Raw genomic sequence first — 21,505 nt, forward strand, 5'->3', positions numbered from 1 at the left:
GTGGTTTTGGGGTGGTGGTGGGGGGGTGGTGGTGTTGTTGGTTTCAGCCCGCCGCCGGGGGGGGGGGGCGGGGGGGGGGGGGGGGCGGGGGGCGGCGGCCGGGCCCGCGCCGCGCGGGCCCCCCCCCGCCGGCGAGCGCGAGCCGGTCCCGGCCGGAGCGCTGTCGTCGGAGGCGGCGGAGCGCGAGGATCTCGAGGAGACCGACCTGGGCATCATCGCGAGCCGCGTGGCCGGCGAGACCGGCGCGCTCATCGAGCCGGTCGTCGACACCGCATCGGTGGCCGCACAGCGCCCCCGGCCCGCGACCGACTGATCAGTCGACCTCTCCGGCAGAACGGCCGTCGCCCACCCGGGCGGCGGCCGTCGCCGTATCCAGCGCCGGCACCCGTCGCAGCACGAGTGGAGCGACCACCCCGTGCAGCAGGATGCTGCCCACCACCGTCAGCACGGTCACGCCGAGCACGTCGCCGCTGTCGGCGTCCGGCAGATGGTTGAAGGCGAGCAGACCGAACACGATGGATGCCGTGCCGCGCGGCCCGATCAGCCCGATGTAGGTCCGTTCCCGCCAGGTCACCGGCGAGCCGAGCATCGACAGGTAGACCGGGAGCGCCCGGAACGCGGTGAGCGCCAGCACGGCGATCACCAGCAGGCGCCAATCGACGCCGTCCACGATGACCGCCGTTGTCATCCCGCCGAGGATGAACCAGACGAAGTTCGCCGCGACCGCGCTCGCCTCCTCCACCAGCAGCAGTTCGGCGTGCGGGACGGCGGGGAGGTCCGTGCGCCTGGTGCGCGCGACCCGGAAGACGACCCCGGCGACGAAGGCCGCGACGAAGCCGTTGGCGCCGATCCCGTGCAGGGTCGCGAGGCCGAAGGCGAGCAGCGGGGTGAGCAGCGTCACGAACCGCACGCCGGTGGTGTCCGTCCAGCCACGACGCGAGGCCCAGCGGGTGAGCAGGCCGAACGCGCCGCCGACCAGCACGCCGACGACGATCGCGATGACGGTGGCCGGCACCGCCCCGAAGAAGGCCTCGACGAAGTCCTCGACGTTCTTCTCGAGCTGCTTCTGATCCACGCCCGCCTCGCTGCCGGTGTCCGCGATGCGGATGAGCGTCGGAAGCGCGACGGCGATCGCGAGCGACATCCCGAAGACGGGCGAGATGAGGCCGTCGTTGTAGCCGCTCTCGACATTCAGGATGCGGCGCACCCGCGCCGGGACGCGGTCGGAGCGCAGCAGCGCCGTCGCGGGTGCGAAGTCCGTCGGCATGACGATGCAGGCGATCACGATGATCACGAAGATGCCGGTCTGCGGCAGCAGCCACGCCCCCGTCACCACGACCAGCGCGAGCGAGAGCGGCAGCGCGATGAGCACGAGCCGGGCGAGCGCGCGCCCCTCGCCCCCGAACAGGCCGCCGCGCACCTCGCACGCGTCGACGAACAGCAGCACGGCGAGGATCAGCTCGACGACGTGCTGCGCGACGTCGCTGTCGATCGCTGCGGTGAATCCCGGGACGTCCGCGGTGACCACCAGCGCGCCGAGCGCGGCGAGCGCCGCCGGCCCCGCGATCCCGACGCGCTCGAACCGGTGCGCGACCAGCGACCAGAGCGCCACGGCGACGAAGCCGACGAGGATGATGACCGGCATTCCCCCATCATGCCGCGACTGTCCCCGTTCGGTACGTATGACCCTGCTCGAGAGGGGCCACTACGTACCGAACGGGGACAGTCGGCACTAGAGGGAGGTGAGGAGGTCGACGGCGATGGTGCGGGCGTCGCGCAGCCGGGTGCGGTCGCCGCGCAGGCCCGAGCGGACCATCGCGCCCTCGACGAGCAGGGACAGGTGCACGGCCAGCCGCTCCGCCCTGGACCGCTCGGTGAGCTCGCGCAGGCCGGCGGCGAGGATGCCCTCCACTTCCTCCTCGTGGCGGCGCACGACGGCGCGGCCGGCGTGCCCGGCGGGCAGCTCCCCCGCCGCGTTCAGGAGCCCGCAGCCGCGGAAGCCGTCGGTGGCGAGGGCCGCCTGGTCGGCGTACGCGTCGAAGACGGCGAGCACCCGTGTGATCGGGTCGCCGGCGCGCGCGGCCCGGCGCGCGTAGAGCGCGAGCCACTCCGTGTGCCGCGCCTCGAGCGTCGCCTCCACGAGCGCCGCCTTGGACGCGAAGTTGTTGTACAGGCTCATCTTGGCGACGCCTGCCTCGGCGGTGACGGTGTCGATCCCGGTCGCCGCGATCCCGTCCGCGTAGTACCTCTTCAGCGCGGCATCCAGGATCCTGCGGCGGGCCGAGCCGCCCTTCGCCCCGCTGCCGCGCCCCGATTCCGCCATCGCCCGCCGCCTCCTCATTCTAGGTAGGGCAGTCTATCTAAAACGCACTCGCATTCGATCACGATTCGGTCACGGCGTCGTGCGGTTCGGCGCGGAATACCGCGGGTGGCGGCACCGGAGACCGATTTCCCGTCGTTTCAAGCATGAGAGCGCGACCACGGTTCGACTTGACAGGCCGCCTGAGGTCGTTCTAGATTCCCTCACAACGTGTGAGAGCGCTCTCACGGTCGCGAACTGAGAGCGCTCTCACCGCTCACCAGACCCAGGCACACAACACACGCACAAGGGAGTGATCCGTGAAGCTTTCACGTCGCACCAAGGTCGCTGCGGCCATCGCCGGCGCAGCCTCCTTCGCCCTCCTCGCCGCCGGTTGCTCGTCGAGCAACGGCAGCGGGAGCAGCTCGGACCCGATCACGCTGACCGTCACGACGTTCGGCACGATGGGCTTCGACAAGCTCTACTCGCAGTACGAGAAGGAGCACCCGAACATCAAGATCAAGGCGACGAACATCGACACCGGTGACAACGCCCTGACCGACTGGCAGACCAAGGAGGCGGCCGGAAGCGGTCTCCCCGACGTCCAGGCCGTCGAGGAGGGCTGGCTCTCCAAGGTCATGCAGGTCTCCGACCAGTTCAACGACCTCAAGGACTACGGCGCGAACGACATCAAGGACCGCTGGGTCGACTGGAAGCTGAAGCAGGCCACCGACAAGAGCGGCCGCATCATCGGCTACGGCACGGACATCGGCCCGGAGGGCCTCTGCTACAACGGCAAGCTCTTCGCCGCGGCCGGCCTGCCGAGCGACCGTGAGTCCGTCGCCAAGCTCTTCGGCGGCGACAACGCCACCTGGGACGACTTCTTCAAGATCGGCGAGGAGTACCACGCGAAGACCGGCAAGGCCTGGTACGACCAGTCCGGCTTCATCTGGAACTCGATGGTGAACCAGCAGCCGGAGGGCTACTACACCAAGGACGGCAAGCTCAACGTCAAGGACAACGCCGACCTGAAGGCGCTGTGGAGCAAGCTCGCCGCGGGCGCCGCTGCCGGCCTCTCCTCCAACCAGACCCAGTGGGACTGGGGCAAGGGCAAGGCGTTCACCGACGGCTCGTTCGCGACCTTCGTCTGCCCGGGCTGGATGCTCGGCGTCGTCAAGGGCCAGGTCGAGGCCGGCGGCGGAAACGCCAGCACCGGCTGGGACTTCGCGAACGTCTTCCCGGGCGGAGCGGCCAACTGGGGCGGCTCCTTCCTGACCGTCCCGAAGCAGTCGAAGCACCCGAAGGAGGCCGCCGCCCTCGCCGCGTGGCTGACCACCGCGAAGTCGCAGGTGCAGACCTTCCAGGCCGCCGGCACGTTCCCGTCCGTCACCGAGGCCCAGAGCGACCCCGGGGTGACCGGTTCGAACGACCTGACGAAGTTCTTCAACAACGCGCCGATCGGTGAGATCCTCGCCAAGCGCGCGCAGGGCGTCGTCGCCCAGTACAAGGGTCCGGACGACTCGGTCATCCAGAGCCAGGTGTTCGGCCCGTCCGTGCAGCAGCTCGACTCCAAGAAGGCGAACGGCGACCAGGCCTGGGCCAACGCCATGAAGCTGCTCGACCAGCTCGTGGTCAACAAGTAACACCTCACCACCCAGCCGCCGAGCACAGGAAAACTGCTGCAGATTCGGAAGAAATCGAGCGGAATTCCTGTGCTCGGCGGCTGCCTCTCATGACACGACCGGAGAAACGCATGACCACCGTGACCCGCGCGCCCGCGGCCCGGCGCGATCGAGACGACCGCAAGGCGCTCACCTTCAGGCAGCGAGCCAGCCGCTTCGACGTGAAGGCGTCCCCGTACTTCTACATCGCGCCGTTCTTCGTCCTGTTCGGGCTGGTCGGCCTCTTCCCGCTCGTCTACACGTTCGTCGTCTCGCTCAACAACTGGAACCTGCTCACCGGTCCGGGCGAGTGGGTCGGCTTCGCCAACTACCTGACCGAGCTGAAGGACCCGTTCTTCTGGAACTCGCTGTTCAACACGGTGAGCATCTTCCTGCTCTCGGCCATCCCGCAGCTCATCGGCGCCGTCTTCATCGCCGCGATGCTCGACCAGAACATCCGCGCCAAGACCTTCTGGCGGATGAGCGTGCTGCTCCCCTACGTCGTCACCCCCGTCGCCGTGACGCTCATCTTCTCCAGCGCGTTCGACGAGAAGTACGGACTCATCAACAACATCCTGCAGGCCGTCGGGCTGGACCCGGTGATGTGGAAGACCGAGACCTTCCCCGCCCACGTCGCGATCGCCACGATGGTCAACTGGCGCTGGACCGGCTACAACGCCCTCATCCTGCTCGCCGCCATGCAGGCGGTCCCCCGCGACATCCACGAGTCCGCCGCCCTCGACGGCGCCGGCCAGTTCCGCCGGTTCTTCTCGATCACGCTGCCGAGCATCCGGCCCACCATGATCTTCGTCATCATCACCGCGACCATCGGCGGTCTCCAGATCTTCACAGAGCCCAAGCTGTTCAACCCGTCCAGTGCCGTGCCGGGTGGACCGCAGCGCCAGTACCAGACCACCGTTCTCTACCTGTGGGACATGGCGTTCAACCGCCAGAACTTCGGCAAGGCGTCCGCCATCGCGTGGATGCTGTTCCTCATCATCGTGCTGTTCGGCGTGCTGAACTTCCTGATCTCGCGCCGCATCGCCTCCACCGAGGCCCGATCGCACCGCAGGCGCACCGCACGGAGGCTGGCGAAGAGCCGCGCCGCGGCCGGGCCGACGGCCGCAGCGGGTGCCGAGAGTGCCGCGGGTGCCGCAACCGAGACCGACGCCGAGCCGGACGACACGACAGCAGAGGGCGCGCGCGTCCTGGCCGCGGCGAGCGAGGAGAAGAACGTATGACCGCCACCGCCCCCAAGGCCCAGGCCCCCGTCCGCGCGCCCAAGCGCCGAGCGCTCGGCATCGACCGCCGGCCCGGGTTCCTCACCTACGGCATCCTGCTCGCGCTGTTCATCGGCGGCGCCTACCCGCTGTGGTGGTCGTTCGTCGCGGGCTCCAGCGACAGCACCGTGCTCACCTCCACCTGGCCGCCGCTGCTGCCGGGCGGGCAGTTCTGGAAGAACGTCGGCGCGGTGCTGGACACCGTCCCGTTCTGGCAGGCGCTCGGCAACTCGATCATCGTCTCCACCGTCATCACGGTCTCGGTCGTCGCGTTCTCCACGCTCGCCGGCTACGCGTTCGCGAAGCTCCGCTTCCGCGGCCGCGAGGGGCTGATGGTGTTCGTGATCGCGACGCTCGCCGTCCCGACCCAGCTCGGCATCATCCCGCTGTTCATGGTGATGAAGCAGTTCGGCTGGACCGGGACGCTCGGCGCGGTCATCGTGCCGACCCTGGTGACGGCGTTCGGCGTGTTCTTCATGCGCCAGTACCTGGTGGACGTGATCCCGGAGGAGCTGATCGAGGCCGCGCGCGTCGACGGCGCCAACATGATCCGCACGTTCTGGCACGTCGGCGTCCCCGCCGCGCGCCCCGCCATGGCCATCCTCGGCCTCTTCACCTTCATGACCGCGTGGACGGACTACCTCTGGCCGCTGCTCGTCGCCCCGCAGAACCCGACCCTGCAGGTGGCGCTCAGCCAGCTCCAGTCCGCGAAGTACGTCGACTACTCGATCGTGCTCGCCGGCGCCGTCCTCGCCACCATCCCCCTGCTCATCCTCTTCGTGCTCGCCGGCCGGCAGCTTGTCTCCGGCATCATGGCCGGCGCGGTGAAAGGCTAAGTGCGAATGACCGACAACCGCGACTCCCGCTGGCCGGAGGGCTTCCTCTGGGGCTCGGCGACGGCCGCCGCGCAGATCGAGGGCGCCGCCCACGAGGACGGCAAGGAGGACTCCATCTGGGACGCCTTCGCCCGCGTCCCGAACGCGATCGCCGGCGGCGACACCCCCGAGCGCGCGGTGGACCACTACCACCGCATGCCCCAGGACGTCGCGCTGATGAAGGAGCTCGGGCTGCAGTCGTACCGGTTCTCCACCTCCTGGGCGCGCGTCAAGCCGGGCGACAGGGAGCCGAACCCCGCCGGCCTCGACTTCTACTCGCGCCTCGTCGACGAGCTGCTGGAGGCGGACATCCTGCCCTGGCTGACGCTCTACCACTGGGACCTGCCGCAGGCGCTGGAGGAGCGCGGCGGCTGGGCGAACCGCGACACCGCCGCCCGCTTCCGCGACTACGCGGTCACGGTCTACGAGGCGCTCGGCGACCGGGTCACGCACTGGACGACCTTCAACGAGCCGCTCTGCTCGTCCCTGATCGGCTACGCAGGCGGCGAGCACGCCCCCGGACGGCGCGAGCCGCGCGCCGGCCTCGCCGCCCTGCACCACCAGCACCTCGCCCACGGTCTCGCGACGAGCGCGCTTCGCGAACTGGCCGCCGAGCAGCAGCGCGACCTCCGCGTCGGGATCACGCTGAACCTCACGAACGCGGTTCCGGACGACCCGGCCGACCCCGCGGACCTCGATGCGGCCCGACGCATCGACGGTCTCTGGAACCGGATGTACCTGGACCCGCTGCTGCTCGGCACCTACCCCGCCGACGTGCTGGAGGACCTGCGCGAGCACCGCTTCGAGGAGCTGGTGCACGACACGGACCTGCGCACGATCGCGCAGCCCATCGACTTCCTGGGCGTGAACCACTACCACGACGACAACGTGAGCGGGCGCCCGCTGCCGGCCGACGCCGTCCCGGGGCTCACCCCGACCGACCGGCCCACCTCGTCTCCGTTCGTCGGCAGCGAGTTCGTGACGTTCCCGTCCCGGCACCTGCCGACAACGGCGATGGGGTGGGAGGTGAATCCGGAGGGGCTGCGCACGCTGCTGGTCCGGCTCACCGCCGAGTACCCGACGCTGCCTCCGCTCTACATCACCGAGAACGGCGCCGCCTACGACGACGTCGTGAGCGAGGACGGCCGCATCCACGACACCGAGCGCGAGGCGTACATCCTCGCCCACGTGGCGGCGGTGCGCGAGGCGATCGAGGACGGCGCGGACGTCCGCGGCTACTTCGTTTGGTCCCTGCTCGACAACTTCGAGTGGGCCTGGGGGTACGAGAAGCGGTTCGGCATCGTCCGGGTCGACTACGAGACGCAGCAGCGCACGGTCAAGGACTCGGGCCGGGCATTCGCACGGCTCATCGCCGACGCGCGCAGCGACGAGGCGACCCTGGCGGCTGGATCTGCGTCGGCGCGCGTCTAGCATGTGACTCGGAAGCGAGAGAGGAACCCATGACCACGGAGCAGGTGGACGGCCGCGCCGTCCCCACCCTCGAGGCGGTGGCCGCACGCGCCGGCGTCTCGCGCGCCACCGTGTCGCGCGTGGTCAACGGCTCCACCAAGGTCACGCCGGAGGTGGTGGATGCGGTGACCCGCGCCATCGCCGACCTCAACTACGTGCCCAACCGCGCGGCGCGGTCGCTCGCGTCCCGGCGAACGCAGGTGATCGCGCTGGTGGTCCCGGAGTCGACGGCCAAGGTCTTCGCCGACCCGTTCTTCGCCTCCATCGTGCAGGGCGTCGCGCTGAGCCTCGCCGACACCGAGTACACGCTCAACATGGTGATCTCGTCGGAGACGAACCCCGACAAGACGCGCCGCTACCTGATGGGCGGCAACGTCGACGGCGCTCTGGTCGTCTCGCACCACTCCGGCGACCACTCGTACGCGCAGCTCGGCTCGACCCTGCCGATCGTCTTCGGCGGGCGGCCGGTGAGCGAGGCGCAGCATGAGTCGTACTTCGTGGACGTGGACAACGCCGCCGGGTCGTTCGGCGCGACCGAGCACCTCATCGAGCGGGGTCGCCGCTCGATCGCGCTCATCACCGGGCCGCAGGACATGCCGGCCGGCCTGGACAGGTACCGCGGCTGGCGGCGCGCGCTCGAGGAGCACGGCCTCGACCACTCGCTCGTGGAGTACGGCGACTTCTCGCCGGTCTCCGGCATGGACGCGATGCGCAGGCTGCTCGCGACCGGCAAGAGGATCGACGGTCTGTTCGCCGCGAACGACCAGATGGCGGCGGGCGCGTACTCGGCCATCCACGAGGCGGGCCTGCGCATCCCGGACGATGTCGCGGTGGTCGGCTTCGACGACGACAACTTCGGGCTGACGGCGACCCCGCCGCTCACCACCGTGCACCAGCCGTCGATCGGCCTGGGCGAGACGATGGCGCGCGTGCTGGTGCGCCGGCTCGCGGGCGAGCCCGTGGAGAGGGTCACCCTCCTCCCCACCGAGCTCGTCGTCCGCCAGAGCACCTGAGCGCGCCCACCCTCACGCGAGGAAGGTGCGGAGGGCGTCGGGGGTGGGGTACGAGGCCTGGGCGCCGGGGCGGGAGGCGGCGAACGCGCCGACGCCGGCGGCGAAGCGCGCGGCGGTGAGCAGGTCGTCGCCCTCGGCCAGGCGCAGCAGCAGCGCGCCCATGAAGGCGTCGCCCGCCCCCGTGGTGTCCACCGGGGAGATCCGCACGGCGGGGACGTGCTCGGGATCCGCGTCGCCGTCCAGCACCAGGCAGCCGTCGCCGCCGCGGGTCACGACGGCGCGCTGCACCCCGAGCGCGCGGAAGCCGGCGCGCACGGCGTCCCGGTCGTCCGCCGCGGCGCCGGCGCCGAGACCGAGCAGCGCCTCCGCCTCACCCTCGTTGACCAGCAGCACGTCGGCCAGCGGCGCGAGCCGGGAGGCGGCGGGACCGAACGGGGACGGGTTGAGCAGCACGGTAACGCCCGCCGCGCGGCCGCGCTCCGCCGCATCCCGCACCGTCGCCTCCGGCACCTCCAGGCACAGGCCGAGCACCGCGGCGCCCGCGAGCGCGTCGTCGGGCAGGTCGGCCGGTGAGAGCGTCCCGTTCGCGCCCGCGGAGACGACGATGGTGTTCTCCCCGTCCGCGGCGACCGTGATCAGCGCCGTCCCGGTCGCGACCCCCTCGCGGACCGACACCAGCGACGTGTCGACGCCGGAGCCGGCGACGGCGGAGCGCAGCAGCTCGCCGTTCGCGTCCGCGCCGACCGCCCCGACCAGGGCGACGTCGCCGCCGAGCCGCCCGGCCGCGACAGCCTGGTTGGCGCCCTTGCCCCCGGCGCCGATGCTCAGGTCGCCTCCCGCCACGGTCTCCCCCGCGCGCGGGAACCGTTCGGTCTGTACGACCAGGTCGGCGTTCAGCGAGCCGACCACGAGGATGCGGCCGGTCACCGGTCCGCTCCGATCTCGGCCGACGCCGGGCGCGGGATGAGGAAGGACACCGCGAAGGCGACCGCCGTGATGGCGGCGCCGAGCAGCATCCCGGCCGAGTAGCCGGTCGTGGCGGCGGCCGGAGCGCCGGTCGCCACCTGCAGCGCGGGGAGCAGCGCGAAGCTCAGGCCGGCACCGAGGTTGAACGCGCCCGCGTTCAGACCGGGCAGGAAGCCCGGGTTCTCGGCAGGCGACAGCACGACGCCGAGGCCGTTGAGGACGATGTTCGCGATGCCGGCGTAAGTGATGCCGAGCAGCACGGTGGTCGCGATCAGCACCGGAAGCGAGTGCACGCCGACGAACGCCATCACGACGGTCGCCAGCACGCTGCCGCCGAGGCCGACGCGCAGGATGCGGCGGTAGCCGAGCGAGGGCGCGAGGCGCCCGGCGAGCGGCCCGACCAGCCAGCCGACGAGCGCGTACGGGGTGAGGAATGCGAGCGAGGCGAGGTCGGGCGCCATCCCGAACCCGGCATCCCCGTTCTGGGCGAGCGAGGTGACCAGGCCGTTCACGACGGCGAAGACGCCGGTCATCGTCAGCAGCGTGGTCAGCAGCAGCGCCCAGGTGGCACGCCGGCGCAGCAGCGGGGTCGGGACGAGCGGCTCGCGCACCCGGTTCTCCACCGCCCAGAACAGGGCGAAGGCGAGCACGGCGACCGCGAGCGACACGATCACGAGCACCCCGTTGGCGGCGCCGAGACGGCCGGCCTCGTTGAGCCCGGTGAGCAGCGCGCCGATCGAGACGACGAGCGGCAGCACGCCCCACCAGTCCATCCGCACACCGGCGGACGGCCGCGACTCGACGCCCCAGGCGGCGAGCATGACCACGGCGATGACGGTGACGACCGCGATCGCCCAGAACACCGAGCGGAAGCCGAACGTGGTCGCCAGCCAGCCGCCCGCGATCGCGTCGACGCCGGCGATGCCGCCGTTCACCGCCGTGAGCAGGCCCATCGCGGCCCCGTAGCGGCGCGGGTCGCTGATCTCGGAGCGCAGCATGAGCAGGCAGATCGGCACGACCGGACCGGCGACGCCCTGCACGATGCGCCCGGCGAACAGCATCCCGACGTTCAGGGCGAGCGCGGCGATGACGCTGCCGGCGAGCATGACGACGAGCATCCCGAGCAGTACGCGCTTGCGGCCGAGGATGTCGCTGAGCCGCGGCAGGAACAGCGAGAACAGCGCGGCGACGGTGAAGAACAGGGTCTGCGAGAGGCCGATGGTGGCGTCGTCGGTGTGCAGCTCGTGCGCCATCGTGACGAGCACCGGGCTCAGCATGCTGGCGTTCAGCTGGAACGCGACGCACGCCGCGAGCAGCGCGGCGGTCAGGGCGGCGATGCGGACGGGGCGGCCGGAGCCGGCGGGGCCGCGGCCGGTGGCCGGCGTCGAGCCGGTGGCTGCGGGGACGGTGGCGCTCATGCGCGGGCCTCCGGCTCGCCGATGCGCTCGAGGGCGTCGACGACGAGGCCCCAGAAGCGCTCGTGGTCCAGCTCGAGGGCCGCCCACGTCGTGCAGTCCTCCGGCGCGGGACCGCGTCGGTCGGCGACGGTCATCCCCGTGGTGAGCCGGCCCTGCGTCTCGATCGCGATCGGCATCCGCTCGGCGCGCACGATGGTCGGGTCGATCACGTACGCGACGGCGCACGGGTCGTGCACCGGCGGGCTGTCGAAGCCCTGGACGTCCGCGTACGTGCGGCCGAAGAACTCCAGCAGCTCGCCCACGAAGCGCGCGGGCGCGGTGCCGACGGCGGCGATCCGCTCGGCGACCTCTGGGGTCGCGAGGGCCTGGTGGGTGAGGTCGAGGCCGACCATCACGACCTTCCAGCCGGCGCTGAAGACGATGTCAGCCGCCTCCGGGTCGATCACGATGTTGAACTCGGCGACCGGGCTCCAGTTGCCGACGTGCACGCCGCCGCCCATCAGGACGACCTGCTTCACCCGCTCCACGATGCGCGGCTCGCGGCGCACGGCGAGCGCGATGTTCGTGAGGGCCCCGGTGGGGACGAGCGTGACCGTCCCCGGCTCGTGCGCCATCACGGTGTCGATGATGAGGTCGACCGCGTGCCGGTCGTCGAGCTCGAACGACGCCTCCGGCAGCACAGGGCCGTCCAGGCCGGACTCGCCGTGGATGTCGGGGGCGATCTCGACCGGGCGCACCAGCGGCCGGTCGGCGCCGGCCGCGAACGGGATGCCCGCGATGCCGGCGCCGGTCGCGACGGCCAGCGCGTTGCGGGTGACCTTCTCGAGCGTCTGGTTGCCTGCGACGGTGGTGACCGCCAGCAGGTCGATGTCGGGGTTGCCGTGCGCGAGCAGCAGCGCGATCGCGTCGTCGTGGCCGGGGTCGCAGTCCAGGATGATCTTCTCCACTGAGGGAGCCTCCGCTTCGTCGGGGAACGTAAAACGCTTGACACCCTAAGCGTAAAGCGCTTGACGTCGCAACTCGCGTGGGATCGGGGCGATAGCATCTGAGGCATGGCAGCCACCCCGCGCATCCCGTCGCGCGTGACCGCTGCCATGGTCGCCGAGCGCGCCGGGACGAGCGTCGCGACCGTCTCGCTCGTCGTCAACGGCAAGCACAGGGGCCGCGTCTCGGACGAGAACGCGGAGCGCGTCCGCGCCGCCGTGCGGGAGCTCGGCTACGTCGTCGACGGCACCGCGAGCGCGCTGGCCCGCGGCACCAGCGACGTCGTCGTGCTGCTCGCGCCCGATCTGCCCAACCCCTACTTCGGCCGTGTGATCCAGGGCGTGCAGGAGGAGCTGGACGACCGCTTCCAGCTGCTGCTCTCGGCGGCGGCGACCGGCCGGCAGCCGACCGCGACCGACGTCCGCCGGCTGGCCGCGCTGCGCCCCGCCGGCCTGCTCGTCTCCGCGCCCGGCCCCGACTTCCTGGACGAGGTGCCGCCCGGCATCCCACTGGTCCTGCTGGACGCGCCGGGGCTCGAGTCGCGCGCCGTCGCGGTCAACTACGACATCGAGCCAGGGGTGGACGCCCTGGTCGCGCACCTGGCCGAGCGCGGCCACCGGAGGATCGGCTACCTGGACGGAACGACGCCCGCGGCGACGTACATCCTGCGCAGGGAGGCGCTCGCGCGCCGGGCGGCGGATCGCGGCATGACCGTGTTCGCCGACGAAGACGCGCGCAGCGGCCCCGACTCGGTGGAGGCCGCCGCCGTCGCCGCACGCGTCCTGCCGCGCTGGCGCGCCGCCGGGGTCACCGCGATCGTCGCTGCGGCCGACACGCTGGCGCTCGGAGTGCTCGCCGCGTGCGCGGACGCCGGGCTGCGCATCCCGGACGACCTCGCGGTCGCGGGCTTCGACGACCTACCCGCCTCCGCCGTCACCGCGCCGAGCCTCACCAGCGTCGCGCTGCCTGGCGACGCGCTCGGCCGCGAGGCCGCGCACCGCCTGATCGCGCTGCTGGACGGCGAGGGCCCGCGCGAGCAGCGCCCCGGCCTCCTGGACGCCACGCTCATCGTGCGCGCCTCCACCTCCGCGCCGGCTCCCCGGCCCTCGCAGGGCTGAGGACGCTCAGGCGAGGGCGCGGAAGAGGCGGTTGCCGATCACCGCGAGGACGAAGCCGGTCGCCGCGATCGCCGAGACGCCGCCCGCGTACGCGATGAACAGGTGCTCCGAGCCGCCCTGCGTCGAGAAGTAGGTGACGGCGAGCGCCACGAGCGAGCCGACCATCAGCACGAGCGCAATCCACAGCAGCGCCCACAGCTTCGCCCGCACGGGAGGGTCCGCCGGAGGCAGGCGCAGCCCGGCGAGCACGAGCCCGGCGATGCACGCCCAGAACGCGACGACGAGCATCCCGGCGATCACGTCGCTCGGCCGGTGCCACTGCTCCACCAGCGTGGATGCGCCGGCCGCGACGGTGAAGACGGACCCGATCACGGCGGCCAGCGGACGGTAGCGCGGCGAGCAGACCAGGAACACGACCAGCGCGGCGGAGCCGGCGACCGCGGTGTGGCCGGACGGCAGCGAGTTCGCCAGCCCGACATCCACGCCCTTCGGCGGGCGCGACAGGATGGCGTACTTCAGCACCTGCGTGCTCACGTTGACGGCGACGGCGGTGCCGACGGCGACCGCGAACACCAGCCAGTTGCGGCGGACGGCGACGATCACGACCGCGATGATCGCGCCGATGACGACAGAGGCGACGGGCAGCGCGTCGAGGAAGGTCCTGGCGAACTCGATGAGGTCGCCCTTCCACGCGTCGGCGCCGGCGAACGCGCGCTCGTCGATCACCTGGCCGATGTAGCTGCGCACGAACACCAGGTACACGACCGTGAATGCGGCGGCCGCACCGAGGGCGCCCCAGACGAAGGGCAGAGCACGGAGCGCGGGTCGCATAGTCAACAACCCTTCCACACGGTTCTGGCGAAAACCCTGACGTCGCCTGCGCGTCCCGTCAGCCGACGAAACGGACGTCCTCGCCGGCGGCCGAGAAGCGTTCGCGCATCACCGCGATGGCGTCCGGGTTGCTGTCCACGAGCAGGAACCGGCGGCCGAGTGCCGACGCGACGGCGCCCGTCGTGCCGCTGCCGGCGAAGAAGTCGAGCACCCAGTCGCCCTCCTCGCTGGACGCCTGGACGATGCGCCGCAGCACGCCCTCGGGCTTCTGCGTCGGGTACCCCGTCTTCTCCCGGCCGGTCGGGGACACGATGGTGTGCCACCAGACGTCGGTCGGCAGCTTGCCGAGTTCGGCCTTCTCCTTCGTCACCAGGCCGGGCGCCATGTACGGCTCGCGGTCGACCGCGGCGGAGTCGAAGAAGTAGCCGCGCGGGTTCTTCACGTAGACGAGGATGGTGTCGTGCTGGGCCGGCCTGCGGTTCTTGGCCTGGGCGCCGTAGTCGTAGGCCCAGACGATCTCGTTCAGGAACGACTCCCTGCCGAAGAGCGCATCCAGCAGCACCTTGGCGTAGTGCGCCTCGCGGTAGTCGAGGTGCAGGTAGAGGGTGCCGTCGTCGGCGAGCACCCGCCAGGCCTCGATGAGCCGCGGCTCCAGGAACTCCCAGTAGTCGTCGAAGCGGTCGTCGTAGCTGAGCAGGTCGCCCTTGATCCGCTCGTAGCTGCGGCCCTTGAACCCGATGACGCTGCCGGCGCCGCCCTCGGAGCGCACCGAGGTGGTCCGCCGCCTCGCCTGCGGCCGCCCGGTGTTGAACGGTGGGTCGAGGTAGATGAGCCGGAAGGTGTCGTCCGGCAGCCCGGCGATCACGCCAAGGTTGTCGGCGTGGACGACCGTGCTCGGCGCGTCCGGATGCCAGAGCGGACGCGCGGCATCGGCGGGGACGGGCTGGAGCATGCCTCCATTGTCCCGTACGGCGGGATACTGTGGCGGCATGACGCTGACCGTTGAGAACCAGCCCGATCAGTCTCGCTACGCCCTCCTGGCCGACGGCGAGCTGATCGGCGTGGCCGAGTACGACCTCCGCGACGACGCGATCGTGTTCACGCACACCGAGATCGACGAAGAGAAGCGCGAGCGCGGGATGGCGTCGGACCTGGTCCAGGCGGCCCTGGACGACGTGCGAGACAACAGCTCGCGCCGGGTCGTCGCATCCTGCCCGTACGTGCGTCGCTGGCTGCAGGACCACCCGGACTACCAGGCGCTGCAGCGGCGCTAGTGTCGGGGGCTCAGCGGCGCGGTGCCGTGGCGCGGCCGTCCTCGGTGGGGGCGCGGCCCTCCGCGCGCTGGCCGCGGCCGGCCGAGCCGACGTCGATGCTGATCTTGCCGCCGTCCCAGACGCCCTTGTCGCCGTCGCCGGGCAGCGGGGCCGGCGCGGGCAGGAAGGACTGCCGGTCCAGCTCCTGCTGGGCCTCGTGACGGGTCGGCGCGAAGATCTCGTCGAACGAGCCGCCGATGGCGCCGCTCATCGTCCCCGACCCGCGGCTCTTGTTGGAGAGGTCGATCCAGCCGAGCTTGACCGCGACGATCACGATCACGACGAGCACCGCAACGGCGCCGACCACCCACCAATTCACCCGTCAAGGGTACCGGAGGCGCCGCGGGCTCCCTGAGGACGCACAGGGAAGACCAAGGTCGAGACGGCTGGTGGCCGAAAGGGAGGACCCCCGGCCGATCGCGCCGCCAAACGCACGACGGGGAGGACATTCGCACGGGGGATGTGCAGCTAGTCCTCCGTTTCGAGCGGCGGTCAGGGCACCCGGTACAGCCACTCCTCCGTGCCGAACTTCTCGGCGACCAGGCGCTCGGCCTCGGCGTACTCGGCCTCGGTGACATCCCCGTCCACCGCGCCGTACAGGTTGCGGAAGGTGAGCTTCATCTGCTCGATGATCTCCGCGCGGCTGAGGCCGGTCTGGCTGCGCAGCGGGTCGACGCGCTTGGCGGCGGACGTGATGCCCTTGTCGCTGATCTTCTCGCGGCCGATGCGGAGCACCTCCGTCATCTTCTGGCCGTCCATGTCGTAGCTCATGGTCACGTGGTGGAGCACGGCGCCGGAGCCCAGCCGCTTCTGCGCTGCGCCGCCGATCTTGCCCTTCGGGCTCGTGATGTCGTTCAGCGGCACGTAGCTCGCGTCGATGCCGAGCGACTTCAGGGCGACGATCGCCCACTCGTCGAGGAACGCGTAGCTGTCGGCGAAGCTCATCCCCTGCACGAGGTCGGCCGGGGCGTAGATGGAGTAGGTGACCACCGATCCCGCCTCCATGAACATCGCGCCGCCGCCGGTGATGCGGCGGACGACCTGGATGCCGTACTTCTCGGCGTTGACCGGGTCCACCTCGTTCTTCACCGACTGGAAGCTGCCGATCACGACCGCCGGCTCGTCCCACTCCCAGATGCGGAGGGTGGGGCCGCGCCTGCCGTCGCCGACCTCGGTGGTGAGCACCTCGTCCAGGGCCAGGTGCATGAGCGGGGAGACGGCCTTGGCGTGCACGATCTCCCAGTCGTAGTCGCGCCAGCTCGTCGCCTTGGCGAGCGCGCGGCGGATGGCGACGGCGACGGCCTCCGGCGAGAAGCCGAGCAGGATCGCCCCCTCGGGCAGCGCCTCCTTGACCGCGGCCGCGATCGTCTTGGCGTCCGACTCGGCGGCCAGCCCGTTCACGGCAGCGTCGATGGCCTCCAGCGCGGTGTCGGGTTCCAGGAAGAAGTCCCCCGCCAGCTGGAACTGCGCGATCCGCCCGTCCACGACCTCCAGGTCCACGACGACGAGCTTGCCTCCCGGGACCTTGTACTCACCATGCATGCCCCCAGCCTAGAACCGCCGCCGGCCTCGCCGGCGGCGACGTCAGGCGCGCGCGGGGATGCGCGGGTCCAGCCACGCGGTCAGGTCGGAGAAGACCTCCTCGCGGTTGGTCTCGTTGAAGATCTCGTGGCGCGCGCCCGGGTAGACGATGGTCGTCACGTCGCTCAGCCCCGAGCGCGTCCGGTAGGAGTGCTCCAGCTTGCGCGCCGAGGCGGCACCGCCGAGCGGGTCGTCGTCGCCCACCTGGATGAGCAGCGGGAGGTCGCGCTCCAGGTTCCGCGCCGGGCGGCCGAGCAGCCGGGCGGCGTCGGCCATCCCGAACAGCTTCTGCAGCGGGACGAGCGTGGTCATCGGGTCGTCGATGAACGCCTGCGCGACGGCGGGGTCGCGGCTCAGCCACTCGGCCCCGGTCGTGCCCAGGTGCGCGTGCCGCTTGTTCAGGTCGCCGCTGTTCATCGAGCCGACCATCCGGTACGCGGTGCCGGAGAGCACGGCGGCGTCGTAGTCGGCGCTGTGCCGGTTGAGGATCATCTGGCCCATCAGCGAGCCCCAGCTGTGCCCGACGTAGACGAGCGGGAGCCCGGGCTCGGCGTCCCGGATGCGTGCGGTGAAGGCGCGGACGTCCCTGACCGCGGCGCGCAGGCCTCCCGGCCCGAGTTTGCCGAGCTTGGACGCGTCGCCGTTCCACTGCGCGAGCCCGGTCCTGCCGTGGCCGCGGTGGTCGTCGGCGTAGACCGTGTAGCCCTCGCCGACGAGGTGCTCGGCCAGCGCGCGGTACCGGCCCGCGTGCTCGCCGACGCCGTGCGAGAGCTGCACGACCGCGCGCGGAGCCTTGGCCGGGTACACGTCGTAGAAGATCCGGATGCCGTCTTCGTCTGTGAAGTCATGCTGCACGCGTTCATTCTGCTGCACGCCGGCAGCGAACGGCGTTTAGTTAGCCGATCTAATTTGTTAGGCTAACGATCTATGGGTACCCGTCTCTCCGGCCACGAGCTCAGCAGCTCGCTGCGCATCGCCGTCGCGCGGCTCTCCCGCCGGCTGCGCGCCGAGAAGGCGGACCATGAGCTGAGCGACACCCAGACCTCGACGCTCGCGTTCCTGGTCCGCGAGGGATCCGGCACGATCGGCCGCCTCAGCGAGCACGAGCGGGTCACCCCGCCGTCGATGAACCGCACGGTCAACCACCTCGAGCACGCCGGCTACGTGGAGCGGACGCCCGACAGCGCGGACGGCCGCAAGGTCGTCGTCGTCCCCACCGAGTCCGGCAGGACGCTGGTGGCCGAGACCCGCCGCCGCCGCGACGCGTGGCTCGACCAGCGGCTGCGCACGCTGAGCGCCGAGCAGCGCGCCACGCTCGCCGCGGCCGCCGCCATCATGCGAGAGCTCGCCGACTCGTGAGCGCGATGTTCCGCTCGCTCGCCGGCGTGAACTACCGCATCTGGGCGGCGGGTGCGATCGTCTCCAACGTCGGCACCTGGATGCAGCGCACGGCGCAGGACTGGATCGTCCTCACCGAGCTCACCCACAACAACGCGGCGGCCGTCGGCTTCGTGATGGCGCTGCAGTTCGGACCGCAGCTGCTGCTGCTCCCGGTGACGGGATGGGCGGCCGACCACCTCGACCGGCGCCGCTTGCTGATGGCGACGCAGGGCGCGATGGGCATCCTGGGACTCGCGCTCGGCATCCTCACCGTCACCCACGTCGTCCAGCTCTGGCACGTCTACGTGTTCGCGCTGCTGCTCGGCATCGTCGCGTCCTTCGACGCCCCCGCGCGGCAGACCTTCGTCTCCGAGCTGGTCGCCGGGCCGAACCTCTCCAACGCCGTCGCGCTCAACTCCGCGTCGTTCAACGCCGCGCGGCTGATCGGACCGGCGGTCGCCGGCCTGCTCGTCGCCGCGGTCGGCGCCGGCTGGGTGTTCCTGATCAACGCCGCGACGTTCGGCGCGGTGCTGCTGTCGCTGATGACGCTTCGCAAGGACAAGCTCTACCGCAACGAACGCGCGAAGCGGCACCGGGGCGGGCTGGTCGACGGCTTCCGCTACGTGCGCAGGCGGCCGGACATCCTGGTCATCCTGGTCATGGTGTTCCTGATCGGGACGTTCGGCCTGAACTTCCCGATCTTCATCTCGACCATGTCGGTGACGGTGTTCCACCAGGGCGCGGGCGAGTACGGCATCCTGTCGTCGGTGATGGCGATCGGCTCGGTGGTCGGCGCGCTGCTGGCCGCCCGCCGCGAGCGGCCGCGGATCGCGATGCTGTTCGCGGGCGCCGCGCTGTTCGGGGCGGGATGCGCGCTCGCGGCCGTGATGCCGACGTACTGGCTGTTCGCGCTGGCGCTGATCGTGATCGGCGTCTCGTCGCAGACGCTGATGACGACAGCGAACGGAACGGTGCAGATGACGACGGACCCGGTGCTCCGGGGCCGCGTGATGGCGATCTACATGGCGATCTTCATGGGCGGCACGCCGATCGGCGCCCCGATCGTCGGCTGGGTCGCCGACACGTTCGGCCCGCGCTGGGCGATGGGCGTCGGCGCGGCGAGCGGGTTCCTCGCCGCGCTGGTCGGCGTCTTCTACCTCGTGAAGTACCGCGGCCTCCGGGTCCGGTTCAGCGGCGTCCGCCCGCGCGTCACGCTGAGCCCGCGCGAGGAGGCCCGCGAGGACCTCGAGGGCGCGGAGGCGACCGCCACCCGCACCTCCTGACCCGCCCGTCGACCCGCGAGGGGCAGGTTGTTGTCGCTTTCGGCGCGCAAAACCGACAACAACCTGCCCCTCGCGGTCGGCACGCGGGCGCTCAGCCCTTGACGGAGCCGGCGGCGAGGCCCTTCATCACGCGCTGGTTGAGGAACAGGTAGAGCAGCAGCGTGCCGAAGATGCTGACGCAGATCGCCGCGAACAGCGGACCGTACTGGATCGCCCCGTACTGCCCGGTGAAGTTCAGCAGCCCGACCTGGATGGTGCGCAGGTCCTCGCTGTTGGTGAAGGTCAGCGCGATCAGCAGGTCGTTCCACAGGAAGAAGAACTGCACGAGCGCGACCGTGAAGATCGCGTTGCGCACGATGGGCACGCCGATCGACCAGAACTGGCGGATGAGGCCGGCCCCGTCGAGCGTCGCCGCCTCGAACAGCTCGCGCGGCACCGCCCGGAAGTAGGTCGCGATCATGAACACCGTGAGTGGCAGGCCGGCGGCGGTGTACGTGATGATCAGCGGCCAGAGCGTTCCGGTCAGGCCGATGTTGAAGTAGATCGAGAACAGCGGCAGCAGCACCATCTGGCCCGGCACCATGATGCCGGCGAGGAACAGCAGCAGCACGGCGCCGCGGCCCTTCCACACCAGGATCTCCAGCGCGAACGCGGCGGCGACGCCGAGCGCGATCGTCAGGAACAGCGCGGGGAACACCGTCAGGACGCTGTTGAGGATGTACCGGCCCATGTTCCCGGTCGTGAACGCGCTGACGTAGTTGCTCACATCCCAGCTGTTCGGCAGCGTCCAGAACGGGTCGTTCAGGAACTCGCTCTGGGTCTTGAACGAGCCGAGCAGGATCCACACCAGCGGGTAGATCTCCACGATCAGCAGCAGCCCGATGAGGATGTTCATGGGCAGCCGGCGCAGGAACCGGCCGGTTCCGCCCTTCCGTTGCTCCGCGGGCCGCTTGACGGTCACGTCGCGGTCGAGTTCTTCGGTGAACGCGGTCATGGGTCAGGCTTTCGTCAGGTCGCGGCGGGTGCCGCGGAAGATGAAGACGGTCACGATGAGGCACAGGATGGTGAGCATCAGGGCGATCGTGGAGCCGTAGCCGTAGTCGCCGTAAGTGAACGCCGTCTGGAACATGTAGAGCGTGAGCGGTGTGGTCGCGTTGCCGGGCCCGCCGTTGGTCAGGGCGACGACGGAGTCGAACACCTTCAGCGTCCCGTTGATGCTGAAGATGATGCTCGAGAGCAGCACCGGCGCGGACAGCGGGATGACGATGCGCCGCACCAGCGACCAGCCGCCGGCGCCGTCGAGGCGCGCGGACTCGATGATCTCGTCCGGGATGTCGACCAGGCCCGCGAACAGCAGGACCGCGTAGAAGCCCATCGACCGCCAGATGTCCATGACGATCAGCACCCAGAACGCGGAGTCGGCGTGGCCGAGGAAGTCGGTGCCCGTGCCGCCGAACGCCTGGATGAGCGCGTTCGCCGGTCCCGGCTGCGGCGTGAGCTGGAACATCCGCTGGAACAGCAGGGACACGGCCACCGTCGGCAGCACGACGGGGAAGAACACCACCGTGCGCACGAAGCCGGAGGCGCGCTTGAGGAAGAACACGTAGAGCAGTGCGAGCAGGTAGCCGACGGCGACCTGCCCGATCGTCACGATGAGCGCGTACTTGACCGTGAAGCCGAGCGCGTTCCAGGCGTTGGGGTCCGTGAAGAACTGCTGGAAGTTCTTCAACCCGGCGAACGTGAAGCCCTGGATGAGGCCGCCGGAGAAGAAGGTGTAGCCGAACGACCACACGATCGGGATGAGCGTGATCGCCGTGTAGACGAGGAGCGCTGGGCCCACCAGCAGCAGTGCGGTGCGGCGGCTTGCGAGCACGGAGTTCATGGTGCGGGTTCTCTCTGGTCGCGGGGGGGGGGGGGGGGGGGGGGGCGCCGCCCCCCCCCCCCCCACCCCCCCCCCCCCCGCCCCCGCGCACCCCCCCCCCGCCCCGCCCCCGCCCCCCAGAACGGCGCCCCCCCGCCCCCCCCCGCCCCCG

Annotated in this window: 22 protein-coding genes; 10 read left to right on the forward strand and 12 right to left on the reverse strand. The window is 71.0% G+C overall.

Annotation, left to right across the window (positions count from 1 at the left end; genetic code table 11):
- On the forward strand, positions 1-313 hold a 313-nt coding region (locus ACTHMF_RS04790), incomplete at its 5' end, for a hypothetical protein (protein WP_440316514.1).
- Here the strand turns inward: ACTHMF_RS04790 and ACTHMF_RS04795 are convergent.
- Both ACTHMF_RS04795 and ACTHMF_RS04800 read right to left on the reverse strand, forming a co-directional pair.
- The gene (locus ACTHMF_RS04795; protein ID WP_440316515.1) at positions 314-1,645 is read right to left on the reverse strand and encodes a cation:proton antiporter domain-containing protein; all 1,332 of its coding nucleotides are present in this window, start codon (positions 1,643-1,645) and stop codon (positions 314-316) included.
- An 87-nt stretch (positions 1,646-1,732) separates the two neighbouring features.
- Positions 1,733-2,323, reverse strand: coding sequence for a TetR/AcrR family transcriptional regulator (locus tag ACTHMF_RS04800; RefSeq protein ID WP_440316516.1), 591 nt, complete (start codon positions 2,321-2,323; stop codon positions 1,733-1,735).
- 296 nt (positions 2,324-2,619) lie between these two features.
- On the opposite strand from ACTHMF_RS04800, the gene ACTHMF_RS04805 reads away from it, so the two are divergent.
- From ACTHMF_RS04805 to ACTHMF_RS04825, 5 genes are all read left to right on the forward strand, one after another.
- The gene (locus tag ACTHMF_RS04805) at positions 2,620-3,942 is read left to right on the forward strand and encodes an ABC transporter substrate-binding protein (protein WP_314147188.1); all 1,323 of its coding nucleotides are present in this window, start codon (positions 2,620-2,622) and stop codon (positions 3,940-3,942) included.
- Positions 3,943-4,052: 110 nt separating this feature from the next.
- Positions 4,053-5,201, forward strand: a complete 1,149-nt coding sequence (locus ACTHMF_RS04810) for a carbohydrate ABC transporter permease (protein WP_440316517.1) — start codon at positions 4,053-4,055, stop codon at positions 5,199-5,201.
- Positions 5,198-6,076 (forward strand): carbohydrate ABC transporter permease, encoded by an 879-nt coding sequence (locus tag ACTHMF_RS04815; RefSeq protein ID WP_314147190.1) that lies wholly within the window; start codon positions 5,198-5,200, stop codon positions 6,074-6,076. The genes ACTHMF_RS04810 and ACTHMF_RS04815 overlap by 4 nt, the downstream gene beginning before the upstream one ends.
- A 6-nt stretch (positions 6,077-6,082) precedes the next feature.
- Positions 6,083-7,546 carry a GH1 family beta-glucosidase gene (locus tag ACTHMF_RS04820; RefSeq protein WP_440316518.1) on the forward strand — a complete coding sequence of 488 codons (1,464 nt, stop codon included), beginning with the start codon at positions 6,083-6,085 and terminating at the stop codon, positions 7,544-7,546.
- Positions 7,547-7,575: 29 nt separating this feature from the next.
- Positions 7,576-8,598 (forward strand): LacI family DNA-binding transcriptional regulator, encoded by a 1,023-nt coding sequence (locus ACTHMF_RS04825; protein WP_440316520.1) that lies wholly within the window; start codon positions 7,576-7,578, stop codon positions 8,596-8,598.
- Between the two features lie 12 nt (positions 8,599-8,610).
- On the opposite strand, the gene ACTHMF_RS04830 is transcribed toward ACTHMF_RS04825, so the two are convergent.
- From ACTHMF_RS04830 to uriH, 3 genes are read right to left on the reverse strand one after another with little or no spacing between them, the layout of a single operon-like run.
- Positions 8,611-9,525 carry a ribokinase gene (locus ACTHMF_RS04830; RefSeq protein ID WP_440316521.1) on the reverse strand — a complete coding sequence of 305 codons (915 nt, stop codon included), beginning with the start codon at positions 9,523-9,525 and terminating at the stop codon, positions 8,611-8,613.
- Complete coding sequence (uriT, locus tag ACTHMF_RS04835; protein WP_440316522.1) at positions 9,522-10,982, reverse strand: uridine transporter UriT; 1,461 nt, start codon at positions 10,980-10,982, stop codon at positions 9,522-9,524. The genes ACTHMF_RS04830 and uriT overlap by 4 nt, the downstream gene beginning before the upstream one ends.
- The gene (gene uriH / locus ACTHMF_RS04840) at positions 10,979-11,929 is read right to left on the reverse strand and encodes a uridine-preferring nucleoside hydrolase UriH (protein WP_440316523.1); all 951 of its coding nucleotides are present in this window, start codon (positions 11,927-11,929) and stop codon (positions 10,979-10,981) included. Before uriH ends, uriT begins: the two co-directional genes overlap by 4 nt.
- Positions 11,930-12,034: 105 nt before the next feature.
- Here uriH and ACTHMF_RS04845 point away from each other — a divergent pair, with 105 nt between their 5' ends.
- Positions 12,035-13,084, forward strand: a complete 1,050-nt coding sequence (locus ACTHMF_RS04845) for a LacI family DNA-binding transcriptional regulator (RefSeq protein ID WP_440316524.1) — start codon at positions 12,035-12,037, stop codon at positions 13,082-13,084.
- Between the two features lie 6 nt (positions 13,085-13,090).
- Here ACTHMF_RS04845 and ACTHMF_RS04850 read toward each other — a convergent pair whose 3' ends face one another.
- Together ACTHMF_RS04850 and ACTHMF_RS04855 are read right to left on the reverse strand one after the other, a co-directional pair.
- Positions 13,091-13,915, reverse strand: coding sequence for a phosphatase PAP2 family protein (locus ACTHMF_RS04850; RefSeq protein WP_440316525.1), 825 nt, complete (start codon positions 13,913-13,915; stop codon positions 13,091-13,093).
- Positions 13,916-13,973: 58 nt separating this feature from the next.
- Positions 13,974-14,867, reverse strand: a complete 894-nt coding sequence (locus tag ACTHMF_RS04855) for a DNA-methyltransferase (protein ID WP_440316526.1) — start codon at positions 14,865-14,867, stop codon at positions 13,974-13,976.
- 37 nt (positions 14,868-14,904) lie between these two features.
- On the opposite strand from ACTHMF_RS04855, the gene ACTHMF_RS04860 reads away from it, so the two are divergent.
- Positions 14,905-15,189 carry a GNAT family N-acetyltransferase gene (locus ACTHMF_RS04860; RefSeq protein WP_314147199.1) on the forward strand — a complete coding sequence of 95 codons (285 nt, stop codon included), beginning with the start codon at positions 14,905-14,907 and terminating at the stop codon, positions 15,187-15,189.
- Positions 15,190-15,199: 10 nt separating this feature from the next.
- Here the strand turns inward: ACTHMF_RS04860 and ACTHMF_RS04865 are convergent, their stop codons facing one another.
- The 3 genes from ACTHMF_RS04865 to ACTHMF_RS04875 form a co-directional block, all read right to left on the reverse strand.
- Positions 15,200-15,547 carry a hypothetical protein gene (locus tag ACTHMF_RS04865; RefSeq protein ID WP_440316528.1) on the reverse strand — a complete coding sequence of 116 codons (348 nt, stop codon included), beginning with the start codon at positions 15,545-15,547 and terminating at the stop codon, positions 15,200-15,202.
- Between the two features lie 173 nt (positions 15,548-15,720).
- Positions 15,721-16,770: a lipoate--protein ligase family protein gene (locus ACTHMF_RS04870; protein WP_440316529.1), complete on the reverse strand. Its 1,050-nt coding sequence runs from the start codon at positions 16,768-16,770 to the stop codon at positions 15,721-15,723.
- Between the two features lie 42 nt (positions 16,771-16,812).
- A complete protein-coding gene (locus ACTHMF_RS04875) occupies positions 16,813-17,664 on the reverse strand; it encodes an alpha/beta hydrolase (protein ID WP_440316530.1) in 852 nt (283 codons plus the stop codon).
- A gap of 72 nt (positions 17,665-17,736) precedes the next feature.
- Between ACTHMF_RS04875 and ACTHMF_RS04880 the strand changes: the two genes are divergently transcribed.
- Both ACTHMF_RS04880 and ACTHMF_RS04885 read left to right on the forward strand, forming a co-directional pair.
- A complete protein-coding gene (locus ACTHMF_RS04880; RefSeq protein WP_314147203.1) occupies positions 17,737-18,168 on the forward strand; it encodes a MarR family winged helix-turn-helix transcriptional regulator in 432 nt (143 codons plus the stop codon).
- Between the two features lie 5 nt (positions 18,169-18,173).
- A complete protein-coding gene (locus tag ACTHMF_RS04885) occupies positions 18,174-19,472 on the forward strand; it encodes an MFS transporter (RefSeq protein WP_440316534.1) in 1,299 nt (432 codons plus the stop codon).
- A 91-nt stretch (positions 19,473-19,563) separates the two neighbouring features.
- Here ACTHMF_RS04885 and ACTHMF_RS04890 read toward each other — a convergent pair whose 3' ends face one another.
- Complete coding sequence (locus ACTHMF_RS04890) at positions 19,564-20,466, reverse strand: carbohydrate ABC transporter permease (protein ID WP_440316531.1); 903 nt, start codon at positions 20,464-20,466, stop codon at positions 19,564-19,566.
- Between the two features lie 3 nt (positions 20,467-20,469).
- Positions 20,470-21,354 carry a carbohydrate ABC transporter permease gene (locus ACTHMF_RS04895; protein WP_440316532.1) on the reverse strand — a complete coding sequence of 295 codons (885 nt, stop codon included), beginning with the start codon at positions 21,352-21,354 and terminating at the stop codon, positions 20,470-20,472.
- Between the last annotated feature and the right edge of the window lie 151 nt (positions 21,355-21,505).

This window comes from Leifsonia sp. (assembly GCF_051955155.1).
Taxonomy (GTDB): domain Bacteria; phylum Actinomycetota; class Actinomycetes; order Actinomycetales; family Microbacteriaceae; genus Leifsonia.

Bases quoted from the DNA above. Each gene is read 5' to 3' on its own strand.
- ACTHMF_RS04795 (WP_440316515.1), bottom strand. From the start codon at position 1,645: ATGCCGGTCATCATCCTCGTCGGCTTCGTCGCCGTGGCGCTCTGGTCG.
- ACTHMF_RS04800 (WP_440316516.1), bottom strand. From the start codon at position 2,323: ATGGCGGAATCGGGGCGCGGCAGCGGGGCGAAGGGCGGCTCGGCCCGC.
- ACTHMF_RS04810 (WP_440316517.1), top strand. From the start codon at position 4,053: ATGACCACCGTGACCCGCGCGCCCGCGGCCCGGCGCGATCGAGACGAC.
- ACTHMF_RS04815 (WP_314147190.1), top strand. From the start codon at position 5,198: ATGACCGCCACCGCCCCCAAGGCCCAGGCCCCCGTCCGCGCGCCCAAG.
- ACTHMF_RS04820 (WP_440316518.1), top strand. From the start codon at position 6,083: ATGACCGACAACCGCGACTCCCGCTGGCCGGAGGGCTTCCTCTGGGGC.
- ACTHMF_RS04825 (WP_440316520.1), top strand. From the start codon at position 7,576: ATGACCACGGAGCAGGTGGACGGCCGCGCCGTCCCCACCCTCGAGGCG.
- uriT (WP_440316522.1), bottom strand. From the start codon at position 10,982: ATGAGCGCCACCGTCCCCGCAGCCACCGGCTCGACGCCGGCCACCGGC.
- ACTHMF_RS04845 (WP_440316524.1), top strand. From the start codon at position 12,035: ATGGCAGCCACCCCGCGCATCCCGTCGCGCGTGACCGCTGCCATGGTC.
- ACTHMF_RS04850 (WP_440316525.1), bottom strand. From the start codon at position 13,915: ATGCGACCCGCGCTCCGTGCTCTGCCCTTCGTCTGGGGCGCCCTCGGT.
- ACTHMF_RS04855 (WP_440316526.1), bottom strand. From the start codon at position 14,867: ATGCTCCAGCCCGTCCCCGCCGATGCCGCGCGTCCGCTCTGGCATCCG.
- ACTHMF_RS04860 (WP_314147199.1), top strand. From the start codon at position 14,905: ATGACGCTGACCGTTGAGAACCAGCCCGATCAGTCTCGCTACGCCCTC.
- ACTHMF_RS04870 (WP_440316529.1), bottom strand. From the start codon at position 16,770: ATGCATGGTGAGTACAAGGTCCCGGGAGGCAAGCTCGTCGTCGTGGAC.
- ACTHMF_RS04880 (WP_314147203.1), top strand. From the start codon at position 17,737: ATGGGTACCCGTCTCTCCGGCCACGAGCTCAGCAGCTCGCTGCGCATC.
- ACTHMF_RS04885 (WP_440316534.1), top strand. From the start codon at position 18,174: ATGTTCCGCTCGCTCGCCGGCGTGAACTACCGCATCTGGGCGGCGGGT.
- ACTHMF_RS04890 (WP_440316531.1), bottom strand. From the start codon at position 20,466: ATGACCGCGTTCACCGAAGAACTCGACCGCGACGTGACCGTCAAGCGG.
- ACTHMF_RS04895 (WP_440316532.1), bottom strand. From the start codon at position 21,354: ATGAACTCCGTGCTCGCAAGCCGCCGCACCGCACTGCTGCTGGTGGGC.